The following is a 24,402-nucleotide window of genomic DNA, read 5'->3' on the forward strand; positions in this document are numbered from 1 at the left end:
GCTAAAATGAATAAAGCAGGCTGAATATTGATGTTCAGCCTGTTTTTTATTAGGTGTATGTTTTGAATAAAAAGCTCTTACTGATAATATTTTTAAGTCTCGGCATTGTTGGTTGTGCACAATCTCCCGATAAAGCCAGTGAGCAAACAGTATCAACAAATGTTACTGATCATATTGATGGTGATAATGCGACTGCAAACACTGTTTATGATCCGTTTGAAGGCTTTAACCGCGCAATGTGGGATTTAAACTTTAATTATTTAGATCCGTACGTTGCTCGTCCTGTATCACTTGCATATGTAAACTATACGCCTTCATTTGCACGTACAGGTATTGCCAATTTCTTATCCAATCTAGATGAGCCTGCAGGAATGGTAAACAGCCTCCTGACACTGCATGGCAAAGATGCGCTAACCCATTTTAACCGCTTTTGGATTAATACTGTTTTTGGTTTAGCGGGTTTGATTGATATTGCATCAGCGGCAGATATTACTAAAGTTCAAGATCGTGATTTTGGCGATACACTTGGTTATTACGGTGTTGGTAATGGTCCTTATCTGATGTTGCCGGTTTATGGACCGATAACTTTCCGTGGTTTTACCGATTCTGTTGATGATTTATATTTACCGCTGAGTTTATTAAATTTCTGGGAAGGACTAGGAAAGTGGATCTTTGAAGGTATGGAAGATCGTGCGGCATTAGTCAATCAAGAAAGCATGTTAAATAACTCGCCTGATCCATATTTGTTTACGCGTGATGCTTATATTCAATATAAGAATTTTACTGCGAGTGATGGCAAAGTCAGCGATCAGCCTCAAGCTGAAACATTTGATAATAGCTATCTTGACGAAATCGATAATGATTAATAATAAAGCCCCCTAAAATTAGGGGGCTTTATTTTAACGGCGTTTAAAAGTGACCATTGTAAGCAGTGTTAATATGAAAATTCCTACACCACCGCCACCCTCTTTATCTTTGGTTATTACCGGCTTATTCTTATCATTATTATCTGGTTTAGTTGTTTCTTCAGTATCAGGCTGATTAATAATAATACTTTCAGTTGGTGATAAATTTAATGTTCCACTATGCCCATTACTGGTTATAACGTAAGTACAAATATCATAAGGTGATATTAAGTTGTTACTACAAGTTGACTGGTTAAAATCAATATTAACATCTCCGGTAGTCGTCGCTTGATCTTGAATGACATCATTATGTAAACTTTGTACGGTAATTATTTGACTACCATTAATATTATTAAGAGAGGTGGGATAATTCCAACCATTAATTGTATCAAGGATAAAGTCTTTAAATGCTGATACTTTAGTGCCGATGGATAAGTCAGATTGATGACCTTTGTGAATGGCAACTAAGTGGTTATTGTTATTTAGATAAGGTGCGCCAGAATCACCACCGACAGTATTGCCTTGATTATAACGATCTAGAGAAACAGTTTCAGTAGCTGGAAAATCTGCTCTAGCAATGATGTAATGTGTCGCTTTATTTAATTGATTGCCTGTTCCACCATAACCAAAAATAGTAACGTTCTGTCCAGATTCAACGGGACTTGGAGTGATAATGGTAATTTTATTTATCGCTATATTATGAGGCAGTAACCATAATGCAGCATCAATAGCTGTGCCATTATTATTCCAGTCATTATAGTTAATTTGTTGACTAACGATTGTTCTTTGATTATTTGAACTGGATATTACAGGTTTCTCTGCATTCGTTTCTGTACTGCAATGTGCCGCAGTTAAAACCCATTTACCACCAATAATTGTGCCTGAACAATATTGAGAATGTATAAATGATTGATAACTACTGTTTGCAACAGGTTGTCCATTAGTTATTGAAAATGCATTGGTTGAAAATAATAAAGCAATACTTAATAAGTACTTTTTTTTAGACATAAAATTTATTCACTGACAGAGAAAGTCCACTTTAAAAAAGAAGAAACTTTAATAAATTAATTAGTTATAGTATTTTTTTAATTAATGATAGTGAGCGAAGTACATTATATTAGGCATGTTAATTATGCTGTTGGATATAATATTTATATTTAACATGCGTTGTATTAATTATTAGTTGTTAAAGTATGATTTTTAATACAAATAATTGATAATAACAAAAAGTATATTAAATAAGCTGTATGATTAATTAGGTCAGCATAATAATTGATATGTAGTAAGCTTTCCAGTGTCTTATTTGGATGGTATTGCTTTTTACTGGTGCGTAGTGCTATTTATTTTTATTTTTACAGAATAAACAAAGGCCTCTAAAATGAGGCCTTATAAAAATAAATTAATTATTTATGACTATTTAAAAACGGTAGCTTGCCTGTACACCAGCAAGCCAAATGTGACCGGATGTTTGACCGTCAAATTGACCTAAGAATGACGTATCTTTTTCTTGTTCAAGCATGTGGGCTTTTTTAGCAAAAATATAGGTAAAGCCAGCATCTAAGGTTAGGTTTTCAGACCAAGCATAACCAGCACCAACACTTAACCAAGTACGATCAGTTTCAGGAATAGTTTGGGTACGGTTGACTTCATCAACCGCTGAGGTGTCATAAGCAATACCAGAGCGAAGTACTAACTTATTGGTTGCTTGATAAGTAGTACCAATAGCAAAGCGGTAGTTATCTTTCCAGTTTTCATCTTTGATTTTTTTATTGCCACCAAGCTGTGGAATATTAGCTTCTAGTTTTTCAAAAGCACTCCAATCAGTCCAGTTAACACTCGCATGTACTGCCCATTGATCATTTAATTGGTGGAAGCTTGCAATCTCAGCGGATGCCGGTAATTCCAACGGTAATGTACCTGCGTATACACCATTACCTTTACCATCAAAACCAAGACCAGAAGCATGGCCCTCAAGGTTTAATTTAACGGCTGATTGGTAACTGATACCAATACGATTATTTGCGTTAATTTGCCATGCAGTACCTGCCTGCCAGCCCCAAGCATTATCTTCACCTTCCATGTATTTTAGTTTTGTTTTACCTAATACTGTTGGTAGTGCAGCACCAAAATGACCACTAGCCATCACATAGCGTACGCCAGCACCCACGCTTACTTGATCGTTAATTTTGTAGCCAAGGTTAGGATTAATTTCAACGGTATGTACATCTGCTTGATTACCAAACATAGACGCCTTGAAATCAGTTCCAAGATCAGTGCGCATACCAAAGTGAGTACCAAAAGCGATACCAATTGTGGCTTTATCCGTTAACGGGCGAGAAAAATAAAAATTTGGGATAACAGCACTGTTAGCAAAATCTGAGGTACTGGTTTTACCTAAGATTGAATGTGTACCTTCAATATCAATATTAGGATCAACATAAATAGCACCAGCAGAAACTTGAATGCCTTTTAAATACGTTAGCATCGCAGGGTTACGGAATTGGGCGCTGGCATTATCAGCCATGGCGGCTTCACCAGCAAAAGCTCGTCCTAAACCTGTAGCTGAATATTCTGCTAATTGAAATCCTGCTGCAGACGCTTGACTGCTGATACCAACAGTAGCTGTAATAGCGAGAGCCAGGGTGATTTTATTTTTAGTCATGTTAGAAAAACTTATTGTTCATCGAGATAATGGTGTAAATCATACCCGTAGCAATAAAGTGCGTTAAAAGCTATCTTATAAAATAGCGTTATAAGATTTTTTATCCTTTGTTTGTGGTTGTTTGTGGTTTTTTATCGGGTAGCATTTGTTCAGTTAGCAGCTGCTATGAATATTTGAGCGTACACTTGTACGAAAAATGAGATTAGGATTACGTTTATATTTATGGGTAATTGCTATTTATTGTTCATTTTTAGCATGTTAGTTTATTGATAATAATGTTTTAGTATTATTGTACTCATAAAAAAAGAAGCCATGATGGCTTCTTTTTTATAATCTGTTATGACTGTACGCTCAAATTAAAATGAACGGCTGTACTGTAGACCGTATAGCCATGCGTTAGCACGAGTGGTTGCTTGTACTGACATACCTAGAGGATTACTTTCTTCCGCACTAACATCTTTACCGATTAGGTAGGTTAGGCCGAAGTCAATGGTAGATTTGCTATCAAGATGGTAACTAAAGCCGCCAGATAACCAATTACGAGCTGAGTCTGGGACAGATATTGATGTGTTGTTTTTTTGCTGCGCACTGGTGTCGTGCATGTAACCGGCACGTAGTGTCCAATCATTGTTGAGGTAGTAAGTACCACCTAACGAATAGTGCCAACCATCTTGCCATTGGTAATTATTAAGGTTTACATTACCTGTTGTTTCTAAAACGTCAAACTCACTCCAGCGGATCCATTGAATGCTGTAGTGAATAGCAAACTTATCGTTTAGCTTGTTGAAACCTGAAAATTCTGCCATATCAGGCAATGGCATTTTTAATTTTTGTCCGTCAATATTTGCACCTGCATAGTGCATATCCCCTTTAGCTTCAAGGGTAGGGCTATAGCGGTAAGATAAACCGAAACGATTATTATCATCTAGCTCGTAGATTGTACCAAGATTAAAACCAACGGCTACGCCATCAGCATCAATATCAAGTAGGCTTATTTTAGGGGTATTTATATTTCCAATTGGTGTAGAAGTTGTGCCAGCAGGAATATAGCGCTGTAATTTACCACTACCGTGAATAATGTCTAAGCCACCACCAATACTTATGTGCTGGTTGATGCGGTAAGCAGCACTTAAGCCTAAGTTAACACTTTTAACATCAGTTAAGCCGCCAAATGCATTTGCTGCATAATTGTCATCAAATTCGGTTTTAGTGCCAAAGTTTGAATACAGCGAAGCACCTACAGAAAATTTATCGTTAATAGGTTGAATGTAGTAGATGTTTGGCGCGTAACTAGTACCACCAATTGATGTATCACCTATTGGACGATTATTGTATTGGGCATCTTTAACATGCACATCAGTTGCAATACCAATCACACCTAGCGATAACGCTGGTGCATCAAACAATGTCATTGAAGCGGCGTTCTTAGCCATGGTTGAGGCGTTATCAGCAATAACCCCATCGCCTGAGAATGCGCGACCCAGTCCGGTAGCTGATTGGGCATTAAGCTGGAAACCTGCCGCCATTGTTTGTGATGATGCAACAGCGATAGCGACAGTAATAACTGAACGCGTGAATATCTGCTTCTTATTCATTTATGATTCCTGATCATGTATTTATATTTATTATTCCAGTCTATGTATGACTGATTGGCGATGATTGTAGGGGGGGAGAGAGCAGTATCAAAGCTGACCAGTACTTTAGACAGTTAAAAGTACTAACAAACGAATATTTGAGTTCATTTGGGCTCATTTTACGCTGGTTTCTTGTCGTTTTCGTCACAATTAGCACTATAAGCCGCAGCCAAAACTCAATACTTAATTATCAATATCGAGTTTTAGCTGTGTTATAGAAAGGATTTTATGCGGTTAGATTTGCCAATAGAACTCAGATTTGAGTTTTTCTGCGATTGGCATCAGTTTTTCATCTTTATCGCCAACAATAATTAAGCTGGCATCTTGCAGCGGTAATAATAAACTTTTATTAATATTGTCACTATCTGTAGCCATTTTTGAGCTTGTTTGCGGCACAATAAAGACCGTCATCTTGCCACTATCTGTACCTACAACCATATGTAACGCACGGTTACCATCAAAGCCGCAATAATTGAGGTAATAAATATGACCGGGTAATTGATTCATACTGGTACCAAAAGGCTTCAGTTTGGCATTTACCTGCTGTAGTGTGACAGCTTCATCGGTATGCTCTACAAATTGTGCTTCAGCATTAACGTGTTGCAAAGCAATCGCAGGCATCGACATTGATGTAAAGACTTGCTGCTGTGGTTGCTGAGGGTAAATGTCTTGTTGCCCGACCAAAAAACCCACAAAAAACATCACTGAAGCGGCCAATCCGTAAGAAAAATAACGTTTATAATGATGGTTAGCTTTTGGTTGTGCCTGGCTTGATTGATGAAACAGAATTCGATCTGCTAGGTTATCGGGAATATCCACATTAAGCGTTTGTTTTAATTGTTGATCTAATTGCTGTAATTCATTAGAAAAATGGCGATTAGAGCTAGACTGATTTTTAGCTTTAATTATCTCAGGGTCATTATCATTCGGATCAGCCAGTAGGCGGCGACGAAATTCTAGATCATCCATTATGATTCCCCCGTTGAGTTGGTTTCTTTTCAAGTTGTTCTTTTAATTGGTTACGCGCACGAAATAGTCGTGTCATTACCGTGTTACGGTTAAGGTTCAAAATCCCTGCTATTTCATCGCCATTAAAACCAGCCATAACTTGTAGAATTAATGGTTCGCGATATTCAGGTGTTAGTTTCATGATTAACCGATGCAGTAAATATTGCTCGGTATCCATTTCAACACTAGGTTTAGTATCCGCGATATGATGATCATCGATATCCACTAAATCAAATTGTTTGCGTTCAAAGCGACGGGCATTTTCGCGGCGTAGAATGGTTATCAGCCATGCTTTAGCAGCGTTATCATCTTGTAAGCTATCGAGTGATTTCCATGCGCGCAGGCAAGTTTCTTGCACTAAGTCTTCGGCAATATGAGGATCATGGCATAGCCAATAAGCGTAGCGATATAAATCTTGATGCCAAGCTCGAACAAGTGCTTCATAACGTTTTTGTTTATTCATATTTAAACAGACCGTGGCAGAAGACTTTTTGTTTCTAAAAATATTTTTTATCATTGTGTGCCTGTTTAGCGTTATTGCATCAATAACCGATGCCACCTGATAACTTTTGGATGATATATTCGGTTTTTTATGTTTTATAGGGCATAAACCGCCATAAAATTGATCTGGTTCAAATTCTGATTTGAACTGTAGGTTATAGTTGCCGCGTCATCTGATGGTTGAGGCTATGGTTAAGTTGAATAACTTAATAATAGTTAACACCGTCTGTTGAGCAAGATGACAACTTCCTTTTGAAGGCTGACTTTACTTTCTCCTATCAGGTTTTTCCTGATTTGCAATTGGCTTTATGTTAATTGATTATTTTATTACGCTGATTGATTGCTTTCTGCGTGAATTCGAACCATACCTGAGGGTGTGGTTTTTTTTTGCCTTAAGATTAGCTCACCATTATCCCTCTCAAGTAACCCATCACAACTATTGATACCTATGTTAAATTGTATCGATATTTCTTATACTATAACTGATTATAATGTCGACACTTTTTACTTAAAAATCTCATTTAATCGTCATTTTCAAACAAATGTTTTATTTTTATAACTTTATGGTTACAATTGTGTGGTCTGACCTCGAGTGGAGGTTAATTATAATTGTGACAAGGAGTTGCGATGACGGGTCTTCAAAATATCACTACACGTAGCGGTGAGCGTATTGCCATTGTTAGCGGTTTACGAACGCCATTCGCACGTCAATCAACAGCGTTTGATCGTTTATCTGCCCTTGATTTAGGTAAGTTAGTCGTTAATGAAATGCTACAAACTGCTGATTTTGATCCGCAGTTAATTGAACAAGTTGTATTTGGCCAGGTGGTACAGATGCCTGAAGCCCCGAATATTGCGCGTGAAATTGTTCTGGGTACCGGGATGAATACTCATACCGATGCTTATAGTGTCACTCGTGCCTGTGCGACAAGTTTTCAGGCCGCGGTTAATGTGACGGAAAGTATCATGGCTGGGACAATAGATATTGGTATTGCTGGCGGTGCTGATTCAACCTCAATGCTTCCGATTGGGGTTAGTAAAAAAATGGCGGCGACATTATTAGCGCTAACTAAAACAAAAACGATGCCTGCAAGGTTGAAATTACTCAGTGCATTAAGCGTTAAAGATTTGCTGCCTGTTCCTCCTGCCGTTGCAGAGTATTCAACCGGATTAAGCATGGGGCAAACGGCAGAGCAAATGGCAAAAAGTCATGCAATTAGCCGTGAGGAACAAGATGCCTTTGCGCACCGTTCTCATACATTAGCTGCTCAAGCATGGCGTGATGGTTTACTCCGTAATGAAGTTATGACTGCATTTACAGCGCCTTATAAACAATGGTTAGATCACGATAATAACGTTCGTCAAGATTCAACATTAGCAGCATATGCTAAGCTAAATCCTGCTTTTGACCGTTTGCATGGTAGTGTTACTGCTGCCAACTCAACCCCACTAACAGATGGCGCTGCTGCAATATTATTAATGCGAGAAGGGCGAGCTAAAGAATTAGGGTTAACACCACTTGGGTATATCCGTTCTTATGCTTTTGCTGCAATAGATGTAGCTGAAGATATGTTGATGGGACCTGCCTATGCGAGTCCATTAGCGCTTGAGAGGGCAGGATTAACGCTTGGTGATTTAAGCTTAATTGATATGCATGAGGCCTTTGCTGCTCAAACATTAGCCAACGTTAAAATGTTTGGTTCTAAACGGTTTGCAAAACAAAAACTAGGCCGAGACGCTGCGATTGGCGATATTGATATGGATAAATTTAATGTCTTAGGTGGCTCAATTGCTTATGGCCATCCTTTTGCAGCAACTGGTGCAAGAATGATCACTCAAACCTTGCATGAATTAAAACGTCGTGGTGGTGGCTTTGCATTAAATACCGCTTGTGCAGCCGGTGGTCTTGGCGCAGCAATGATTTTGGAGGCAGAATAATGACTCAATCAGCATTTAGTTTATCTTTTGGCGACAATGGCATTGGCTGGCTTAAAATTGATGTTGCCAATGAAAAAATGAACACCTTACAAGCGGCTTTTATCGAGCAAGTCACGACTGTTTTAACCGAGTTAAGTACGCATACTGATCTTAAGGGATTGGTCGTTTATTCAGGTAAAGTTGATAATTTTATTGCTGGGGCTGATATTCGTATGCTTGCTGATTGCGAAACCGCAACAGAAGCAGAAGCATTAGCAATTAAAGGCCAACAATTATTTGCAGCATTGGAAGATTTACCGATTCATGTTGTTGCTGCAATTCATGGTCCGTGTTTAGGCGGAGGGTTAGAGCTTGTTTTAGCGTGTCATAGTCGTATTTGTAGTGATGATGATATTACCCGTCTAGGCTTACCAGAAGTACAATTAGGTTTATTGCCGGGCTCTGGAGGTACACAACGTTTACCTCGTTTGATCGGAGTAGCCCATAGTCTTGAATTAATGTTAACCGGTAAGCAAGTACGACCGAAGCAGGCTCTTAAAAAAGGGCTCGTTGATCAAGTTGTACCGCAAAGCATTTTATTACAAGCGGCAGAGCAAATAGCATTAACCGCTAAACCTATTCGTACCCATTCATTTCAAGATTGGGCGATGGCTGGTAATGCGTTTGGTCGTAGTGTGGTATTTGATCAAGCAGCTAAAAAAGCCCAACAAAAAGCACGCGGTTGTTATCCTGCCATTGATGCGATTTTAGACACAGTAAAATATGGTTTAGAAAAAGGCATAGAGCAAGGATTAGAGCAAGAGGCAAAGGTGTTTGGTGATTTAGTGATGACTGCTGAATCGCGTGCGTTGCGTAATATTTTCTTTGCCACCACTGCGATGAAAAAAGAATTGGGTGCTGAGGCTAAACCGAAGAAAGTTAATCGTATAGCAATACTTGGTGGTGGCCTAATGGGCGGGGGAATAGCCCATGTTTCTGCAATCAAAGCTGGTTATGCGGTGCGAATTAAAGATATTAATAACGATGGTATTCAGCATGCATTAGCGTACAACTATGCTATTTTGAATAAGCAATGCCAGCGACGTATTATTAGAAAGTCGCAATTGCAGCAGCAGATGTTGCGCATTACGGGAAGCACTGATTATCGTGGTGTGGTTGACGCTGATGTGGTTATTGAAGCTGTATTTGAAGATGTTGAGCTTAAACAACAAATGGTACAAGAAATTGAAGCGAACACTTCGGAAAATACCATTTTTGCAACTAATACGTCCTCGATCCCTATTCATAAAATTGCTGCAAATGCACAACGTCCTGAAAATATCATTGGTTTACATTATTTCAGCCCTGTTGAAAAAATGCCACTTGTTGAAGTTATTCCCCATGCAACAACCTCAGCAACAACGATTGCAACTGTGGTGGCGTTAGCGAAAAAGCAGGGTAAAACACCAATAGTAGTTGCTGATAAAGCTGGGTTTTATGTTAACCGTATATTAGCGCCTTATATGAATGAAGCAGCCCACTTGCTATTAGCTGGTGAGCCGATTGAACATATTGATACTGCATTACTCAATTTTGGTTTCCCAGTGGGTCCAATCACATTACTCGATGAAGTTGGGGTTGATATTGGTGCCAAGATTAGCCCAATTTTAGAATCTGAGTTAGGCGAACGGTTTGCTACACCTGCGATGTTTGAACAGTTACAACAAGATGGTCGTCGAGGCCGTAAAAGTGGTAAAGGTTTTTATTTATACAACTCGAAAAATAAAGAAGTAGATAAATCAGTTTATGCCGTATTAGGGGTTGAACCTTTACAGCATTTGACTGAAGTAGATATTGCTGTTCGTTGTAGTCTCATGATGCTAAATGAAGCTGCCCGTTGTTTGGATGAGGGCGTTATTAAGTCGGCTCGTGATGGTGATATTGGCGCTATATTTGGTATTGGTTTTCCCCCGTTTCTTGGCGGGCCATTTAGTTATATGGATCATTTAGGCATTGATTTGGTGGTCGATATGATGCGTGAATACAGTGATTTGTATGGTGAGCGTTTTACACCATGTGATTATTTAGTTGAGATGGCACAAGCTGAACAACGATTTTATTAACGCTTTCTAGCAATGCAAACAAGAAGCCTGCTTTGATGCAGGCTTTTTTATATTTGAAATTTGTATGGTTAGTGAGTACAGCGAATTAAACGGAAGTGGGATTCAAATAATTTATTGCGACAAAGCCGATAGCTACCTGCAGCGATCACTAACGCGATAAAGGTATTAATGTGACCGATAGCAATGAGTAATAATGAGATTAATGCAATAAAGCAAAAGGCATAGAAAAAGATATCAATCTGGCTATGAGATAATGTGGCGGCACAATGAGGGCAAACAAAATTATCTTCATATGCATTTATCTTTGGTGCATCTATTTCAATTTGGCAATGCGGACATCGTTGAGTCACGTGAATCCTCTTTTAATCTATCTGGTACTATCGTGTTTATCGCTAGATTAATTAGCAATAGTAATATATTCGATATCATCAGTATGGTTTAGAGGATCTATTTTTGACCACTGAAATATTATGAAAGTCATTTTTATTAACATAAAAACGTCACAATATTACTATGAAAAAATAAAAACCCCATTTATTTAACATAAATAGGGTTTTTTATTTAGTAAGCGTTTTTCTGAAAATCAGCTATAGATTCAATAGCTTTACCTAGAGTTAATGGCTCTGAATCTTGATGTGTTTTACCTGTGTAATACATTACTAGGCGATTGGCAGTACGGGGCTTAACGGTTGCCACTATAAATTTAATCATATCGGCACGACTCAGGTTTTTTAATTTCTCGACCACTAATTGACGCTGATTAAAGCTTTCATCTTTATTACCAATACTTACCCAGAATCGCTGTGCACGTGAGCGAAGGTTGGTATCAGGTTCAGAGATTTGTGCAATTAAGCCTTTTTTACTGGCTTGCCATTGCGCTTCGCTTAGCTCTAATAACACTAAGGCAAACGCATTAGTAAAGTCGTCAATAGCATCTGATAAATAACTTGGTTCAGCTACTGGGGATTGAATATATAAGATCAATCCAGGATGGCGATTCAACGGTAAATTACCTGTACCTACCATATAACCAAGTTGTTGCTTAGTACGTAACTCATGGAAAAACGTAGTCGACATCAAATGATTTGCGAGGGTGTAAATCGCAATTTTTTCAGGTGTCGTTTTACGTGATTGGTAATACATTAAAATGGCTGAGTCTTCATGATGACAATCTAACTCATAGGTTAAGGTGCCACTATTTTCCAAATGTACTAACGGACGTTGTGATTCTCCATATAATTGGTCTGTAACTCTAAATGCATCTTTTAGCGTTTCAGCGAGAGCTAACGCATCTTTTTTTACCCAATTACCATATACAAAAGTATCAATGTGCAATTCAGCAAACATAGCATCAACGAACGGTGGTAGTTCATCAATAGTGATGGTTTCGAGCGCTTCAATTAAGTGTGGATAAGGTGGGTTATTGGGTTGTAATAAGCCCGTTAATTGATTAAATAACTGCGAGATAGGTTTATCTTCAGCGGCATTACGCCAATTACGTAACATTTGAGCTTTAATATTATTAAATCGTTGTTGGGTGAAGTTACGTTTCTTAAAGCGATCTAAAATCAGTTGCATCAACTGTGGTTGTTTTTCACTAAAGCCTGAAAGCTGAAGTGTTACGCCACCTTGGTGAGCATATAAATTGTAAGACATTCCCGCGATTTCAGCAGGGTAAGCTGATTCATTGATTGCTTCTAGTAGTAATTCGACACACAAGCGAGTTTTAACAATATTGGCCGTTGAACTGACGGCATGTGGACTATCAATTGCGACATAGACAATGCCTTTTGGTACTCGAAAGTCATGTTCTTGTTTATGCCATAATCGAAACCCAGGGAGATCTTGAATTAATTGCGGTGGTAGTTCTGAACCCGCCTCAAGTGGTAATGGCTCAAATTCCTCACACAAATAAATATTAGGTTCAGGCAATAATAGCTCAGCATCAAGGCTAATATTGGTCCAGCTTTCAATTTGCTGCGGCGTAAATGGTGTTACTGAGTAAGGTGTATCATACCAAGCCGCTAAGCGGTCGTAATGACCTCCTTGTGCTACTAGCGTTAGTCGCATATTACTTACGGTTAGGTAAGCTAATAATTGCTCAAGTAAATTTTGATCATAACCTTCCATCATATAATCGCCGTAGATGATATCTTCTGCGTTGTAATGCAGTAGGTTCATAACCAAATAACTGACGGTATCAAGTGGGCGACTTTTTTCTTGATAACGAAACGCCATTTCGAGTACTGATTTCTTTTCTTGATAACGCCAAGCATTTAACCCTTGTTGCTTGATTAGGGCAATGAAGGTAAATACACATTGCACTATCTCATCAGTATGTTGCTGACCTTTAGGGGTTAAATTTAAGCCAATAGTAAATTCGCGGAAATTGTTACCACTAACCCCACCACCAGCTGTTAGAGTATTGATTAATCCGCGCTTTTTTAAAATCGCCATTAAACTGCCCGTACCTTCATTACCGAGTAAATGGGCAATATATGATAAAGGCTTAATTTGATAGTGAGCATCGACGGATGGCATTGCAAACGATAACGTTAACTTACGCAATTCTTTGATAGGTTCAATTTGAATGAACTTCTGACACTCGTTTTCAGTAACAAATGGCACGTCGATTGCTACTTTCTTAGTGGTAGCGTTAGGGATTTTGCTAAAGAAATCTTGGGTGTAGTGCTCTAATTCATCCAGTGATTGTGGACCTAATAGTACTAATCCCATTACATCGGCAGAATAATGCTGATGATAGAAAGCTAATAAATCATCCCGTACCGATTGACCATTGCGATCGTCAAGAGTGGTGAGATCGCCCACTGAAAACTTGGCAAAAGGATGCGCTTGATTAATCGTTTCTTTTTGAACTTGATATAAACGACGCACATCGTCTTTTATTTTTAATTTATATTCAGAATCAACGGCTTGGCGTTCTTTGTCAACAGCATCTTCATTAAATAACGGTGCAGTGAAAAATTGCCCAAAGCGATCTAATCCCTCTTCAAAAGTATGGGGACTGATTTCAAAGAAAAACGTGGTGTTTTCAGTGCCGGTCCACGCATTATTACTGCCGCCATTACGATTGATGAAGGTTTGAAATTCACCAACACGGGGGTATTTCTCAGTGCCAAGAAATAACATATGCTCAAGGAAATGTGCCATGCCTTGACGATCCATCGGATCATCAAAGTGACCTATCTCAACAGACAATGCAGCAGCAGAACGAGGCGCTTCAGCATCATGAACGAGCAGTACTCGAAGTTCATTCGCTAAAGTGAGATAGCGATACTGCTTATGATCGTTAGGACTTGTATGCACAGGAAGGGCCTATTTTAGAGGGAATTAGGGTAAGTATGACGTTCAATATTAAGGCTGGCAAATTGAAGATGCGATTAGATGAATTATAAGTCTCATTTTTGTTAACAAGTTGATGAATTAGTCATTAGTTAATCAATTCAGCCTTTAAATAGTAGGCTTAGCCACAGAATTAAAACTCTATGGTTATACCAATAATAAAAGCGTGTAATAATGATCGACCAGCTCTAAGATATGAGTGGGAATAGTGATTGTTTAACTGAGGTTATCGGAATATCTATGCAAATTTATATTATGCGTCACGGCGAAGCCGAAAATTTTGCTTCTAGTGATGCTGAGCGTCCATTAACCGCGCGCGGCATCGCTCAATCACAGCAAATGGCAACATTATTGGCATCACATTTGAATGGCGAATTAGATCAAGTTTGGGTCAGTCCTTATTTACGTGCCCAACAAACGTGGCAAGCAATGGTTGATTCGTTACCAACTGCAGCACAAGTTGGCAGTGTTGAGGATATTACCCCTTATGGTGATGCTGAAACTGTTGCTGAATATATAAAAGCAACCATTGAAACTGAGCAGCCGCAATCACTATTGCTGATTTCGCATTTGCCGTTAGTTGGGTATTTAACTGCAGAGCTGGTGGCTGGTTTACAACCACCCATGTTTTTAACATCTGCTATTGCTGCCGTTGAGTATGATCCACTGTCAGGATCTAGTAAATTGTTGTGGCAACATCAACCGCATAAATAATGGATAATAACCATGACTAAGCTTGGAATAGTGGCAATCATAAACCTATTGTTTACTGCCGGATGCAGTGTTGGTGAGCCTGTTCGTATTTCTGCTAACGGTATGGTGAAGTGGTCAGACGGACATACCGAAGGGATGCATGTTTCTCAAACTGGCAGTAGCTTGACGTTTGCTAACTATTCCAATGAGGTCGGCGCACCTGCATTAGTTATTTTTGCCCGTATTGATAGCGCGCGTAATGATAATTGTGAATATTTTTACGTTGAAACCGCAGTTAAAAAACGTCTAAAAGTCTGCGAGACAGGAGAAGTGACGTTATTTAACCGTGGTAAAGTCGTTAAAGTTGGCCATATGGTAAAACCAAGGTATTAGCGCTCAGGTATATCAATTAATACCAGTAATGCACCCGCGCCACCAAATTCTAATGGTGCTTGGTGAAATGCCATGACATCAGGGTGCTGTGCCAACCACATTGGCGCTTTTTGTTTTAATATATGTTTACCAATACCATGCATCACGCATGCACATGACACATGTTCTTTAATGCAGGCTGCAATCATCGCAGCTAACTCACGTTTTGCTTCTAGTTGAGTCATTCCATGCATATCAAGGTAAATATCTGGCACATATACGCCACGACGTAGTTTTTTCACTTCATATTTAGATACCCCAGTTCGCGCGTATTGAGTTGGGCCTGTATCACTAAGATGCGGCTCAAACTCATCTGAGAAATAAAACTCATGATTTTGGGTCTCTTTACCCATCACTTTTGCTTTATCCGCTTTTGAGTTCTGTTGACGAGGCGTGATTATGGTATCATGCGTGAACTTTTTTACGCCTTTTACCTCTGCCTTGAAGAGATCAAAATCATCTTCAAGCTGTGAATTTTTTTTACTCATAATGAAATTCCAACAATTATATAGTGGTATTGTAGCGTTTATCGGAGGCTATTTTGGATAAGATTTTTGTCGACGAAGCTGTCAGCGAACTTCACACATTGCAGGACATGCTACGTTGGACGGTAAGCCGTTTTAATGCTGCTGGCCTATTTTACGGTCATGGTACAGACAATGCATGGGATGAAGCTGTGCAACTGGTATTACCGACAGTTTACTTACCGTTGGATGTTCCACCGGAAGTGCGTAATTCTCGTTTAACAAGCAGTGAGCGTCATCGTATTGTTGAACGTGTTATTCGTCGAATTCATGATCGTACACCCGTTTCATACTTAACGAATGTTGCCTACTTTTGCGGTATGGAGTTCTTCGTTGATGAGCGTGTACTTGTGCCACGTTCACCGATTGGTGAGCTCATTGAAAACCGTTTTGAACCCTTTTTACAACAAGAACCAACGCGGATCATGGATCTGTGTACTGGAAGTGGTTGCATCGGTATTGCTTGTGCACACATGTTCCCTGAAGCAGAAGTGGATATCGTTGATATTTCGACAGATGCACTCGCAGTTGCTGAGCAGAATATAACGGATCATGGCCTTGAGCAGCAAGTGATTCCGCTTCGTTCTGATCTTTTACGTGATATACCAAAAGATAAATACGATCTTATCGTGACTAATCCACCGTATGTTGACCAAGAAGACATGGACAGCTTACCAGAAGAGTTCCGTCATGAGCCTGAGCTTGGTTTAGCTGCTGGCAGCGATGGTCTAAAGCTAGTTCGTCGTATTCTTGCTAATGCGCCAGATTACCTTAAAGATAACGGCATTTTGATCTGTGAAGTTGGTAACTCAATGATTCACATGGAAGAACAATACCCGCACATTCCATTTATGTGGCTAGAGTTTGCTAATGGTGGTCATGGTGTGTTCATGTTAACCCGTGAGCAGCTAGTTGATTGCGCTGAAGATTTTGCACTTTACCGTGATTAATTAATAAAAAATCAGCCATAATCGTTATGGCTGATTTTTTTATTTTTTACGTCTGAATTATTTTAATAACTCATCATCGTCTTGTTCAAGCCATAAGGCATTAATTATAGCAAATGAACATGCGAGCAAAATACCTAAAATCCAAGCTAAATACCACATCGTTTATTTACTCCTTATTAGTACAGTGACGTCTTATTGTCTTCGATATATTTAGTATCAAGACGACCAAACATTTTGTAGTAACACCATGAGGTGTACGCCAAGATCACTGGCACCATAACAAATGCCACAATTGTAATAAGATGCAATGTGTATTTAGATGAACTTGAATCCCAAATTGTTAAGCTTGCGTTTGGTTGTAAGCTTGATGGCACGAAGAATGGAAACGTTGCAAAACCAAACGTTAACACCACACCGACAATCGCTAGGCTTGAGAACAGGAATGCAAACCCAGCACGCTCTGCACGAGAACATAGTGCTGTCAGTAATGGCATTACTACTGCAAGTATCGGCGCAATCCATAAGATAGGGTAATTGCGGTAGTTAATAAACAATGCCCCCATCTGACGAGCTACTTCTTTTGTTAATGGATCTGACGCTGCATTTGGTAATACTTGCGATGTGATCACATAACCATTAATTCCTTTAGAAACAAAGCCTGCAATAATAAATATAATCGCCATTAATATTGCAGAAATAGCCGCAACATTACGTGCACGAGCATGAATCGCATCAGTTGTTTTCATTTGAAGGAATGTGGCACCCTGAGTGAGAATCATAAGTAAACTGACACCACCGCAAAGTAATGCAAACGGATTGAGTAACTCAAAGAATGACCCTTTATATGTCGGGATCATAAACTCGTTTAGCTCAAATGGCACACCTTGCATTAGGTTACCGAAAGCGATACCAAAAATAAGCGGCGGCACAAAGCTACCGACAAAGATCGCTTTATCCCACAAGTTACGCCATTTTGTATCAGGTAATTTAGAACGGTAATCAAAACCTAACGGACGTAACCAAAGTGCCGCTAATGCCAAGATCAATGCGACATAAAAACCAGAGAATACCGTTGCGTATACTAATGGCCATGCCGCAAATAATGCACCACCGGCAGTAATTAACCAAACTTGGTTACCATCCCAATGCGGTGCAATTGCGTTAATCATTACTCGACGTTCGTTATCTGTCTTACCAATAAATGGTGACAGCATACCTACGCCCATATCAAAACCATCAGTGATAGCAAAACCGATACACAACACACCAATTAAGATCCACCAGATGACCCGCAAGCTTTCATAATCAAACATTATTCTGTTTCTCCCTATGCATCAACTTGATGTGTTAGCGCATCTTTATCGTTATCTTGTTGTTCAAAATGATAACGACCTGTTTTTAAGCTACTTGGACCTAAACGTGCGAATTTAGTCATCAAATAGGCTTCAGCAATAAAGAACAAAGAATAAAGCACGATGATTAACGATAGTGAAAACCATAGTTGTGAAGGTGCTAAATGAGATGCGGCCATATTTACTGGCAGAATTTCACCAATAGCCCATGGTTGACGGCCATATTCAGCTACAAACCAACCGGCTTCAATCGCAATCCAAGGTAAAGGTATGCCATAAAGCGCAGCTTTAAGAATCCATTTATTAGTAGGGATTTTATGACGACATGATTGAATAAATGCAGCAGCAACAATCATAAACATTAAGAAACCAGCACCAACCATGATACGGAAGCTAAAGAATAGCGGCCATACACGTGGTATCGAGTCATTAACAGCTTGCTGAATTTGCTGTGGTGTCGCATCAACAACATTTTTAGTATAAGGCTTCAATAATAGGCCATAACCTAAGTCGCCTTTTACTTCATTAAAGGCTGCGATATCAGCGGCGTTTTTATCACCTGAACGTAATTTTGTTAGTAATCCGTAAGCAACCATACCGTTACGAATACGTACTTCATGTTGTTTTTTCAGATCACGAATACCAGTTACTTGAGTATCAAGTGAGCGCGTCGCGATAATACCCATTAAGTATGGGATCTTAATCGCGTATTCTGTCTCCATCTTATCTTGGTTAGGGAAACCGAAGGCAGTAAATGCAGCAGGAGCAGGCTCAGTATGCCATTCCGCTTCAATTGCGGCTAGCTTGGTTTTTTGAACGTCACCTAATTCATAACCTGATTCGTCACCTAATATCATTACAGCAATAATTGCCATCAATCCAAAAGAGGCTGCAATAGTAAATGAGCGACGAGCAAAGGCAAGATCACGTCCTTTGAGCATATAGAATGCACTTACACCAAGAACGAACATTGAACCACAAACATAACCTGATGCTACGGTATGAACGAATTTAACTTGAGCCACAGGATTAAAGATAACCTCTGAGAAGCTTATCATTTCCATCCGCATGGTTTCGTAGTCAAAATGTGCACCAACTGGATTTTGCATCCAGCCATTGGCCACAAGGATCAATAATGCTGATAAGTTCGAACCGAGAGCAACTAACCATGTTACGCCAAGGTGTTGACGTTTTGAGAGGCGATCCCAACCAAAAAAGAACATCCCGATCATGGTTGATTCTAAGAAGAACGCCATTAAAGCTTCAATCGCTAATGGCACCCCAAAAATATCACCCACATAATGAGAATAATAAGCCCAGTTAGTACCAAACTGAAATTCAAAGGTTAAACCGGTCGCCACACCAAGTGCAAAGTTGATGGCAAAAAGTTTACCCCAAAATTTAGTCATATCCTTATAAACTTGTTTACCGGTTATGACATAAATTGACTCCATTATTGCTAATAAGAATGTCATCCCTAGCGTTAATGGTACGAATATAAAGTGGTACATTGCAGTGAATGCAAATTGAAATCGCGATAAATCAACGACATCGTGTAACATAATAATAAAGCCTTATTTATAATATTAATTTATAAAACTTTAAAAATTAATATTATATTACGAGGTGTTAGATTTATGCTTGATCATTGTTTGTGAACAATAATTGTTATAAATATAACAGCCGTTATTAAATGGAAACGTATTATAAACAACAATTTTTCACTATTTAATTTTATTAAGTCGTGTATTTTGCAATCTAAAAATCGTGTTTTATCGTTTGTGTAATATATTGTATCGTTAGTGGTTGGTTGTGTTATCAATTAGAGTGATAAATGTAAATTAGCGATAATATATATTACGGTAGGTGTTTTTTACTATTTGATTTTTATTTATAAGGGGTTAAGAAATACTGAAATGTTATTAAAATAAGCGGCTAGAAGACTCATATTTAATACTCACCCCATATAAAAATATGGAGTGAGCTAATAATCGATTATATTTTACGCTTTATGCTGAGCTTGTTTTTCTTTTAATGCTGCCATCACTGTTGGCTGATGCTGTAAGTAATCTTCTAAACCAGCACGACGTAAATCACACGATGGACAATCACCACAACCATCACCGACGACACCATTATAACAAGTTAGTGTTTGCTCACGGACATAATCTAATTTGCCATATTGATCAGCAAGTGCCCATGTTTCAGCTTTATTTAGCCACATTAATGGTGTAGCGATAGTAAATTGACGATCCATCCCCAGCACTAATGAATGATTTAGTGAGCGAACAAACTCGTCGCGACAATCAGGATAACCAGAAAAATCAGTCTCACAAACACCTGTGATTACTGTTTCTGCCCCTATTTGATATGCGTAAATACCGGCTAAAGTTAAAAATAAAATGTTACGACCCGGTACAAATGAATTAGGTAAACCATTTGCCTGTAACTCATGAGAAACAGGAATGCTATCGCGAGTTAATGAGCTAATTGCAAGTTCACCCAGTAAGCTAACATCCATTACTTTGTGCGCAGCAACACCAAGATCTTTGGCAATATGCTCGGCAATTTCAATTTCTAGTTTATGACGTTGACCATAATCAAATGTAATACAGTGCACTTCATCGTAGTGCGCTAATGCTTGAATAAGACAAGTGGTTGAGTCTTGACCGCCACTGAAAACAACTACGGCTTTTGTCATGATGAATATCCTTTATGAGTGATTACCGATAAACAGTCGGTACAACAACACCCTAATAATAATACTTTTAGAATGTCGGGGGTATGCTAACTCAGCTGGAGGCGATAGAAAAGTAGCTATCACAAATAGCGCAGATAAAAAAAACCGCACAAAGTGTGCGGTATAAAAATAAGCAATATATATTATCCATGTAAAGCTAATTGACCGAAGTGCAGAGAGCGATTAGCTTGTACTTATATTTGCTTAAAAGACACAAAATAGGGGGGCTGGCGCTTTGGCTAACCAGCCCAAGGGGTTGTTCTTTTCGTTATGCTTGCCATTTACCTGTTTGTTGTAGATGCTGTAATTGGGCAAGATAAGCACTGGTGTCACCAATATTCGCTGTGATCCATTCGTCGTTATAATAAGTTTCTAAATAACGCTCACCACTGTCACATAATAAAGTCACAATAGATCCGGTTTCACCACGTTGTTTCATTTCTGCCGCTAATTGCAATACGCCATATAGGTTAGTACCCGTTGATGCGCCTGCTTTACGACCAATAATTTTTTCTAGCCAGTGTATAGTTGCGACACTCGCTGCATCAGGAATTTTACGCATTTCACTAATTACATTAGGAATAAAGCTTGGCTCTACTCGTGGTCGGCCAATACCTTCAATACGGCTACCACTGTCTAAGGTAATGTTGGCATCTCGTTCCATAAAGTAGTCATAGAACACCGAGTTTTCAGGATCAACGACACATAATTGAGTTGGATGCATTTGGTAACGAATATAACGACCAATAGTGGCTGATGTACCGCCTGTACCAGGGCTCATTACAATCCATGTCGGGATTGGAAAGCGCTCAAATTTCATTTGATTGAAAATGCTATTAGCGATGTTGTTATTACCACGCCAGTCAGTAGCACGCTCAGCATAGGTAAATTGATCCATGTAATGACCATTTAACTCTTTAGCTAAACGACGTGACTCATCATAAATAGCAGCAGATGAATCAACAAAGTGAGCTTTACCGCCGTAGAATTCAATTTGCTCAATTTTTTTACGCGCTGTCTTACGTGGTACGACAGCAATAAATGGTAGTCCAAGTAAACGTGCAAAGTAGGCTTCTGAGACCGCAGTACTACCTGATGATGACTCAATAACGGTAGTATCTTGGTTAATCCAGCCATTACACAAGGCATATAAAAATAATGAGCGAGCTAAACGATGTTTAAGACTTCCCGTTGGGTGAGTACTTTCATCTTTTAGATAAAGATCGATACCTTCAAGGCTAGGAATATCTAGTTTAATAAGGTGCGTATCGGCAGAACGTTGATAGTCTGCTTCAATAGCCTTTATTGCTTTACTGATCCAAGCGTTTTGTTCTGGTACGGTATTTACAGTCATATTCATAGTATTACCTCTTTGCTTTATTCGAATCCATCGAGCGTTTACTTAATCAACTCCATTGAAGCAACTTGGGTATATAGTAAACAATCCTGTTGGGAAAATCTTTGCTTTGTTTGCTTGTTATTGCGGGATATATAGAAAATATTGCTACTTTTGTGTTTTTTATTGAAATCGAATGCTAATTTATATGCAAAATATAGAACTTGATTTTAATTGTTTTTGTTTTGTATTCGCAAATGTTACCATTTTATTACTGAAAGTGAAGCTTGTTTATTGTTAATTTACTTAAATAAAGCGGCAGTGAGCGTCATTATGAGTGATTTTTTTTGCCTCTTAGTTGAATAAGGGGTATTTTTTAGTAAGTATTTACCCTTTTATCGTAATTGGTGGAATTAATGGCAGTTTTAGATAGTGTTGATAGAACGTTATTACGTTTGTTGCAAGATGATGCGACCATGCCGCTGGCTGAGCTTGCAGAAGCCGTAAATTTAACAACCACCCCATGTTGGAAACGACTAAAGCGGCTTGAAGAAGATGGTATTTTACGTCAACGAGTGGCGTTACTTGATCCGGTGAAGTTAGGAATAGCATTTACTGCTTTCGTGCAAATAAAAACCAGTAATCATTCACAAGATTGGTTTAATAATTTTGTATCGACTGTCACTGAGTTTCCAGAAGTGATGGAGTTTTATCGTATGGCAGGAGAATATGACTATATGATGAAAGTTCAAGTGGCTGATATGCAAGCTTTTGATAATCTTTATAAAAAACTAGTGGCTTCTGTTTCTGACCTAACCAATGTGACCTCTACTTTTGCAATGGAACCACTAAAATACACCACAGCACTACCTGTTTAAGTTATAGATAAAAAATAACCCCGAGTCATTATAGTCGTGGCTCGGGGTTATTTTTTGGTAGCTTATCGGGTATGAATTAGCGTTGGCGAATTAATCCTTCCTGAACGGCTGATGCGACTAAGTGACCTTGCTGATTATAGATTTCACCACGAACAATTCCGCGCGAACCACTGGCTGATGGGCTATCAATCACATACAGTAACCACTCATCAACCTTAAACGGACGATGGAACCACATTGAATGATCAATAGTCGCAACCTGCATATTAGGACTAAATAATGTTACTCCGTGTGGATGCAATGAGGTGGTTAAAAATCCCCAATCAGAAGCATAAGCCAACATATATTGGTGAATACTTAATTCATTCGGCATTGCGCCGTTAGTTTTGATCCACAAATATTGCTTTGGATCTTCAATGGTTGGTTTTAGGGGATTAATGACCGTTACAGGGCGTACTTCAATCGGGCGTTTGTGACCAAAGGTTTCAACAATCTTGGGTGGTAAATATTGTGCAACCGATTCAACTAATTCACTTTCAGAAGCTAAGCCTTCAGGACCGGCCACGTTTGGCATCGTGGATTGATGTTCAAATCCTTGTTCATCTGCTTGATAAGAAGCTGTTAAGTAAAAAATAGGGCGGCCATTTTGAATTGCTTTTACGCGACGAGTGCTAAAACTTCTACCATCGCGTAGGGTTTCTACATCATAAACAATCGGTTTTTCAGGGTTACCTGGTAAAAGAAAGTAGCTATGGAAAGAGTGCAGATGACGATCCGAATCTACCGTTTGCTGTGCCGCAGATAACGATTGACCAATAACTTGGCCGCCATATACCTGTGGCAAACCTAAATTTTCACTTTGGCCTCGAAAGAGTTCACGTTCAATTTGCTCTAATTGCAGCAGAGTGAGTAGTTCATCTAATTGTTTGCTCATGGTATATCCTGAAAAATAAAAACTAGAGGAATGGTAAGCTTATTTGAGGTTTGTGCCAATATGCCTACGAGTGCCCTTGCCAACGATAATAGCGTAGTGATACCCGTCCAGAGTCAGAGACATCGACCTTTTCTGCCCGTAATGCGGTGACTTGTCTTAATAGAGCATCTCCTTTTAACGATATACGTCCTTGACTATTAATTACCCGATGCCAAGGTATTGTTGAACCTTCAGGCAAGGTTGCCATTAAGCGTCCGACATGGCGTGCGTAACCGGGATAACCTGCAAATTTAGCAATGTCGCCATAGGTAGAAACCTGTCCAAATGGAATTTGGTAGACTTGGCTATAGATTTGATTGGAAAAGTCGTCCATATTTATAAGTAGCCGTTAAATAATATGCTTAGTAAATAATAACGGCTCTATATTTTTAAACAACAGGATAACGCAAG

General features: G+C 39.0%; 22 protein-coding genes. 7 read left to right on the plus strand and 15 right to left on the minus strand.

Translation table 11 applies throughout. The features are described 5' to 3' along the window. The first annotated feature begins 62 nt into the window (after positions 1-62). Positions 63-866 carry an MlaA family lipoprotein gene (locus C0W29_RS04950; protein WP_036795617.1) on the plus strand — a complete coding sequence of 268 codons (804 nt, stop codon included), beginning with the start codon at positions 63-65 and terminating at the stop codon, positions 864-866. 33 nt (positions 867-899) lie between these two features. Here the strand turns inward: C0W29_RS04950 and C0W29_RS04955 are convergent, their stop codons facing one another. The 5 genes from C0W29_RS04955 to C0W29_RS04975 all read right to left on the minus strand — a co-directional run bounded on the left by C0W29_RS04955 (position 900) and on the right by C0W29_RS04975 (position 6,726). Then, positions 900-1,913 carry a trypsin-like serine protease gene (locus tag C0W29_RS04955; RefSeq protein WP_045044282.1) on the minus strand — a complete coding sequence of 338 codons (1,014 nt, stop codon included), beginning with the start codon at positions 1,911-1,913 and terminating at the stop codon, positions 900-902. A 409-nt stretch (positions 1,914-2,322) separates the two neighbouring features. Beyond that, positions 2,323-3,567: an outer membrane protein transport protein gene (locus C0W29_RS04960; RefSeq protein WP_045044283.1), complete on the minus strand. Its 1,245-nt coding sequence runs from the start codon at positions 3,565-3,567 to the stop codon at positions 2,323-2,325. Positions 3,568-3,923: 356 nt separating this feature from the next. Further along, positions 3,924-5,162 carry an outer membrane protein transport protein gene (locus C0W29_RS04965; protein ID WP_045044284.1) on the minus strand — a complete coding sequence of 413 codons (1,239 nt, stop codon included), beginning with the start codon at positions 5,160-5,162 and terminating at the stop codon, positions 3,924-3,926. Between the two features lie 273 nt (positions 5,163-5,435). Continuing rightward, a complete protein-coding gene (locus C0W29_RS04970; RefSeq protein WP_045044285.1) occupies positions 5,436-6,170 on the minus strand; it encodes a DUF3379 family protein in 735 nt (244 codons plus the stop codon). Then, the gene (locus tag C0W29_RS04975) at positions 6,163-6,726 is read right to left on the minus strand and encodes a sigma-70 family RNA polymerase sigma factor (protein ID WP_036795609.1); all 564 of its coding nucleotides are present in this window, start codon (positions 6,724-6,726) and stop codon (positions 6,163-6,165) included. Before C0W29_RS04975 ends, C0W29_RS04970 begins: the two co-directional genes overlap by 8 nt. 611 nt (positions 6,727-7,337) lie before the next feature. On the opposite strand from C0W29_RS04975, the gene fadI reads away from it, so the two are divergent. Both fadI and fadJ read left to right on the plus strand, forming a co-directional pair. Continuing rightward, a complete protein-coding gene (gene fadI, locus C0W29_RS04980) occupies positions 7,338-8,648 on the plus strand; it encodes an acetyl-CoA C-acyltransferase FadI (protein ID WP_045044286.1) in 1,311 nt (436 codons plus the stop codon). Continuing rightward, positions 8,648-10,750, plus strand: a complete 2,103-nt coding sequence (gene fadJ / locus C0W29_RS04985) for a fatty acid oxidation complex subunit alpha FadJ (protein ID WP_045044287.1) — start codon at positions 8,648-8,650, stop codon at positions 10,748-10,750. Before fadI ends, fadJ begins: the two co-directional genes overlap by 1 nt. 68 nt (positions 10,751-10,818) lie before the next feature. Here fadJ and C0W29_RS04990 read toward each other — a convergent pair whose 3' ends face one another. Both C0W29_RS04990 and C0W29_RS04995 read right to left on the minus strand, forming a co-directional pair. Next, complete coding sequence (locus C0W29_RS04990; RefSeq protein ID WP_045041738.1) at positions 10,819-11,100, minus strand: hypothetical protein; 282 nt, start codon at positions 11,098-11,100, stop codon at positions 10,819-10,821. 211 nt (positions 11,101-11,311) lie between these two features. Next, on the minus strand, positions 11,312-14,077 hold the full coding sequence (locus C0W29_RS04995) for an insulinase family protein (protein WP_045044288.1): 2,766 nt from the start codon (positions 14,075-14,077) through the stop codon (positions 11,312-11,314). 276 nt (positions 14,078-14,353) lie between these two features. Between C0W29_RS04995 and sixA the strand changes: the two genes are divergently transcribed. Both sixA and C0W29_RS05005 read left to right on the plus strand, forming a co-directional pair. After that, a complete protein-coding gene (sixA, locus tag C0W29_RS05000; protein WP_045041736.1) occupies positions 14,354-14,827 on the plus strand; it encodes a phosphohistidine phosphatase SixA in 474 nt (157 codons plus the stop codon). A 12-nt stretch (positions 14,828-14,839) separates the two neighbouring features. Then, the gene (locus C0W29_RS05005) at positions 14,840-15,199 is read left to right on the plus strand and encodes a hypothetical protein (protein ID WP_045041735.1); all 360 of its coding nucleotides are present in this window, start codon (positions 14,840-14,842) and stop codon (positions 15,197-15,199) included. On the opposite strand, the gene smrB is transcribed toward C0W29_RS05005, so the two are convergent. Beyond that, complete coding sequence (gene smrB / locus C0W29_RS05010; RefSeq protein ID WP_036795602.1) at positions 15,196-15,726, minus strand: endonuclease SmrB; 531 nt, start codon at positions 15,724-15,726, stop codon at positions 15,196-15,198. The two genes, C0W29_RS05005 and smrB, sit on opposite strands and share 4 nt — an antisense overlap. A 53-nt stretch (positions 15,727-15,779) precedes the next feature. Here smrB and prmB point away from each other — a divergent pair, with 53 nt between their 5' ends. Beyond that, positions 15,780-16,712 (plus strand): 50S ribosomal protein L3 N(5)-glutamine methyltransferase, encoded by a 933-nt coding sequence (prmB, locus tag C0W29_RS05015; RefSeq protein ID WP_036795601.1) that lies wholly within the window; start codon positions 15,780-15,782, stop codon positions 16,710-16,712. A gap of 57 nt (positions 16,713-16,769) precedes the next feature. Here prmB and cydX read toward each other — a convergent pair whose 3' ends face one another. The 5 genes from cydX to C0W29_RS05040 all read right to left on the minus strand — a co-directional run bounded on the left by cydX (position 16,770) and on the right by C0W29_RS05040 (position 22,164). Beyond that, positions 16,770-16,871: a cytochrome bd-I oxidase subunit CydX gene (cydX, locus tag C0W29_RS05020; protein WP_036795599.1), complete on the minus strand. Its 102-nt coding sequence runs from the start codon at positions 16,869-16,871 to the stop codon at positions 16,770-16,772. Positions 16,872-16,888: 17 nt separating this feature from the next. After that, positions 16,889-18,025, minus strand: a complete 1,137-nt coding sequence (gene cydB, locus C0W29_RS05025; RefSeq protein WP_045041734.1) for a cytochrome d ubiquinol oxidase subunit II — start codon at positions 18,023-18,025, stop codon at positions 16,889-16,891. Positions 18,026-18,039: 14 nt separating this feature from the next. After that, positions 18,040-19,626 carry a cytochrome ubiquinol oxidase subunit I gene (locus C0W29_RS05030; protein ID WP_045041733.1) on the minus strand — a complete coding sequence of 529 codons (1,587 nt, stop codon included), beginning with the start codon at positions 19,624-19,626 and terminating at the stop codon, positions 18,040-18,042. Between the two features lie 440 nt (positions 19,627-20,066). Continuing rightward, positions 20,067-20,765 carry a 7-cyano-7-deazaguanine synthase QueC gene (gene queC, locus C0W29_RS05035; RefSeq protein WP_045041732.1) on the minus strand — a complete coding sequence of 233 codons (699 nt, stop codon included), beginning with the start codon at positions 20,763-20,765 and terminating at the stop codon, positions 20,067-20,069. A 307-nt stretch (positions 20,766-21,072) separates the two neighbouring features. Next, positions 21,073-22,164, minus strand: a complete 1,092-nt coding sequence (locus tag C0W29_RS05040) for a PLP-dependent cysteine synthase family protein (RefSeq protein ID WP_045044289.1) — start codon at positions 22,162-22,164, stop codon at positions 21,073-21,075. 392 nt (positions 22,165-22,556) lie between these two features. Between C0W29_RS05040 and C0W29_RS05045 the strand changes: the two genes are divergently transcribed. Next, positions 22,557-23,018 (plus strand): Lrp/AsnC family transcriptional regulator, encoded by a 462-nt coding sequence (locus C0W29_RS05045; RefSeq protein WP_045041730.1) that lies wholly within the window; start codon positions 22,557-22,559, stop codon positions 23,016-23,018. A 76-nt stretch (positions 23,019-23,094) separates the two neighbouring features. On the opposite strand, the gene tesB is transcribed toward C0W29_RS05045, so the two are convergent. Both tesB and C0W29_RS05055 read right to left on the minus strand, forming a co-directional pair. Next, positions 23,095-23,952: an acyl-CoA thioesterase II gene (gene tesB / locus C0W29_RS05050; protein WP_045044290.1), complete on the minus strand. Its 858-nt coding sequence runs from the start codon at positions 23,950-23,952 to the stop codon at positions 23,095-23,097. A gap of 64 nt (positions 23,953-24,016) precedes the next feature. Then, positions 24,017-24,325, minus strand: a complete 309-nt coding sequence (locus C0W29_RS05055) for an MGMT family protein (protein WP_045044291.1) — start codon at positions 24,323-24,325, stop codon at positions 24,017-24,019. Positions 24,326-24,402: the final 77 nt, after the last annotated feature.

Origin of the sequence: Photobacterium kishitanii, assembly GCF_003026355.1 — a bacterium.
GTDB classification, from domain to species: Bacteria; Pseudomonadota; Gammaproteobacteria; order Enterobacterales; family Vibrionaceae; genus Photobacterium; species Photobacterium kishitanii.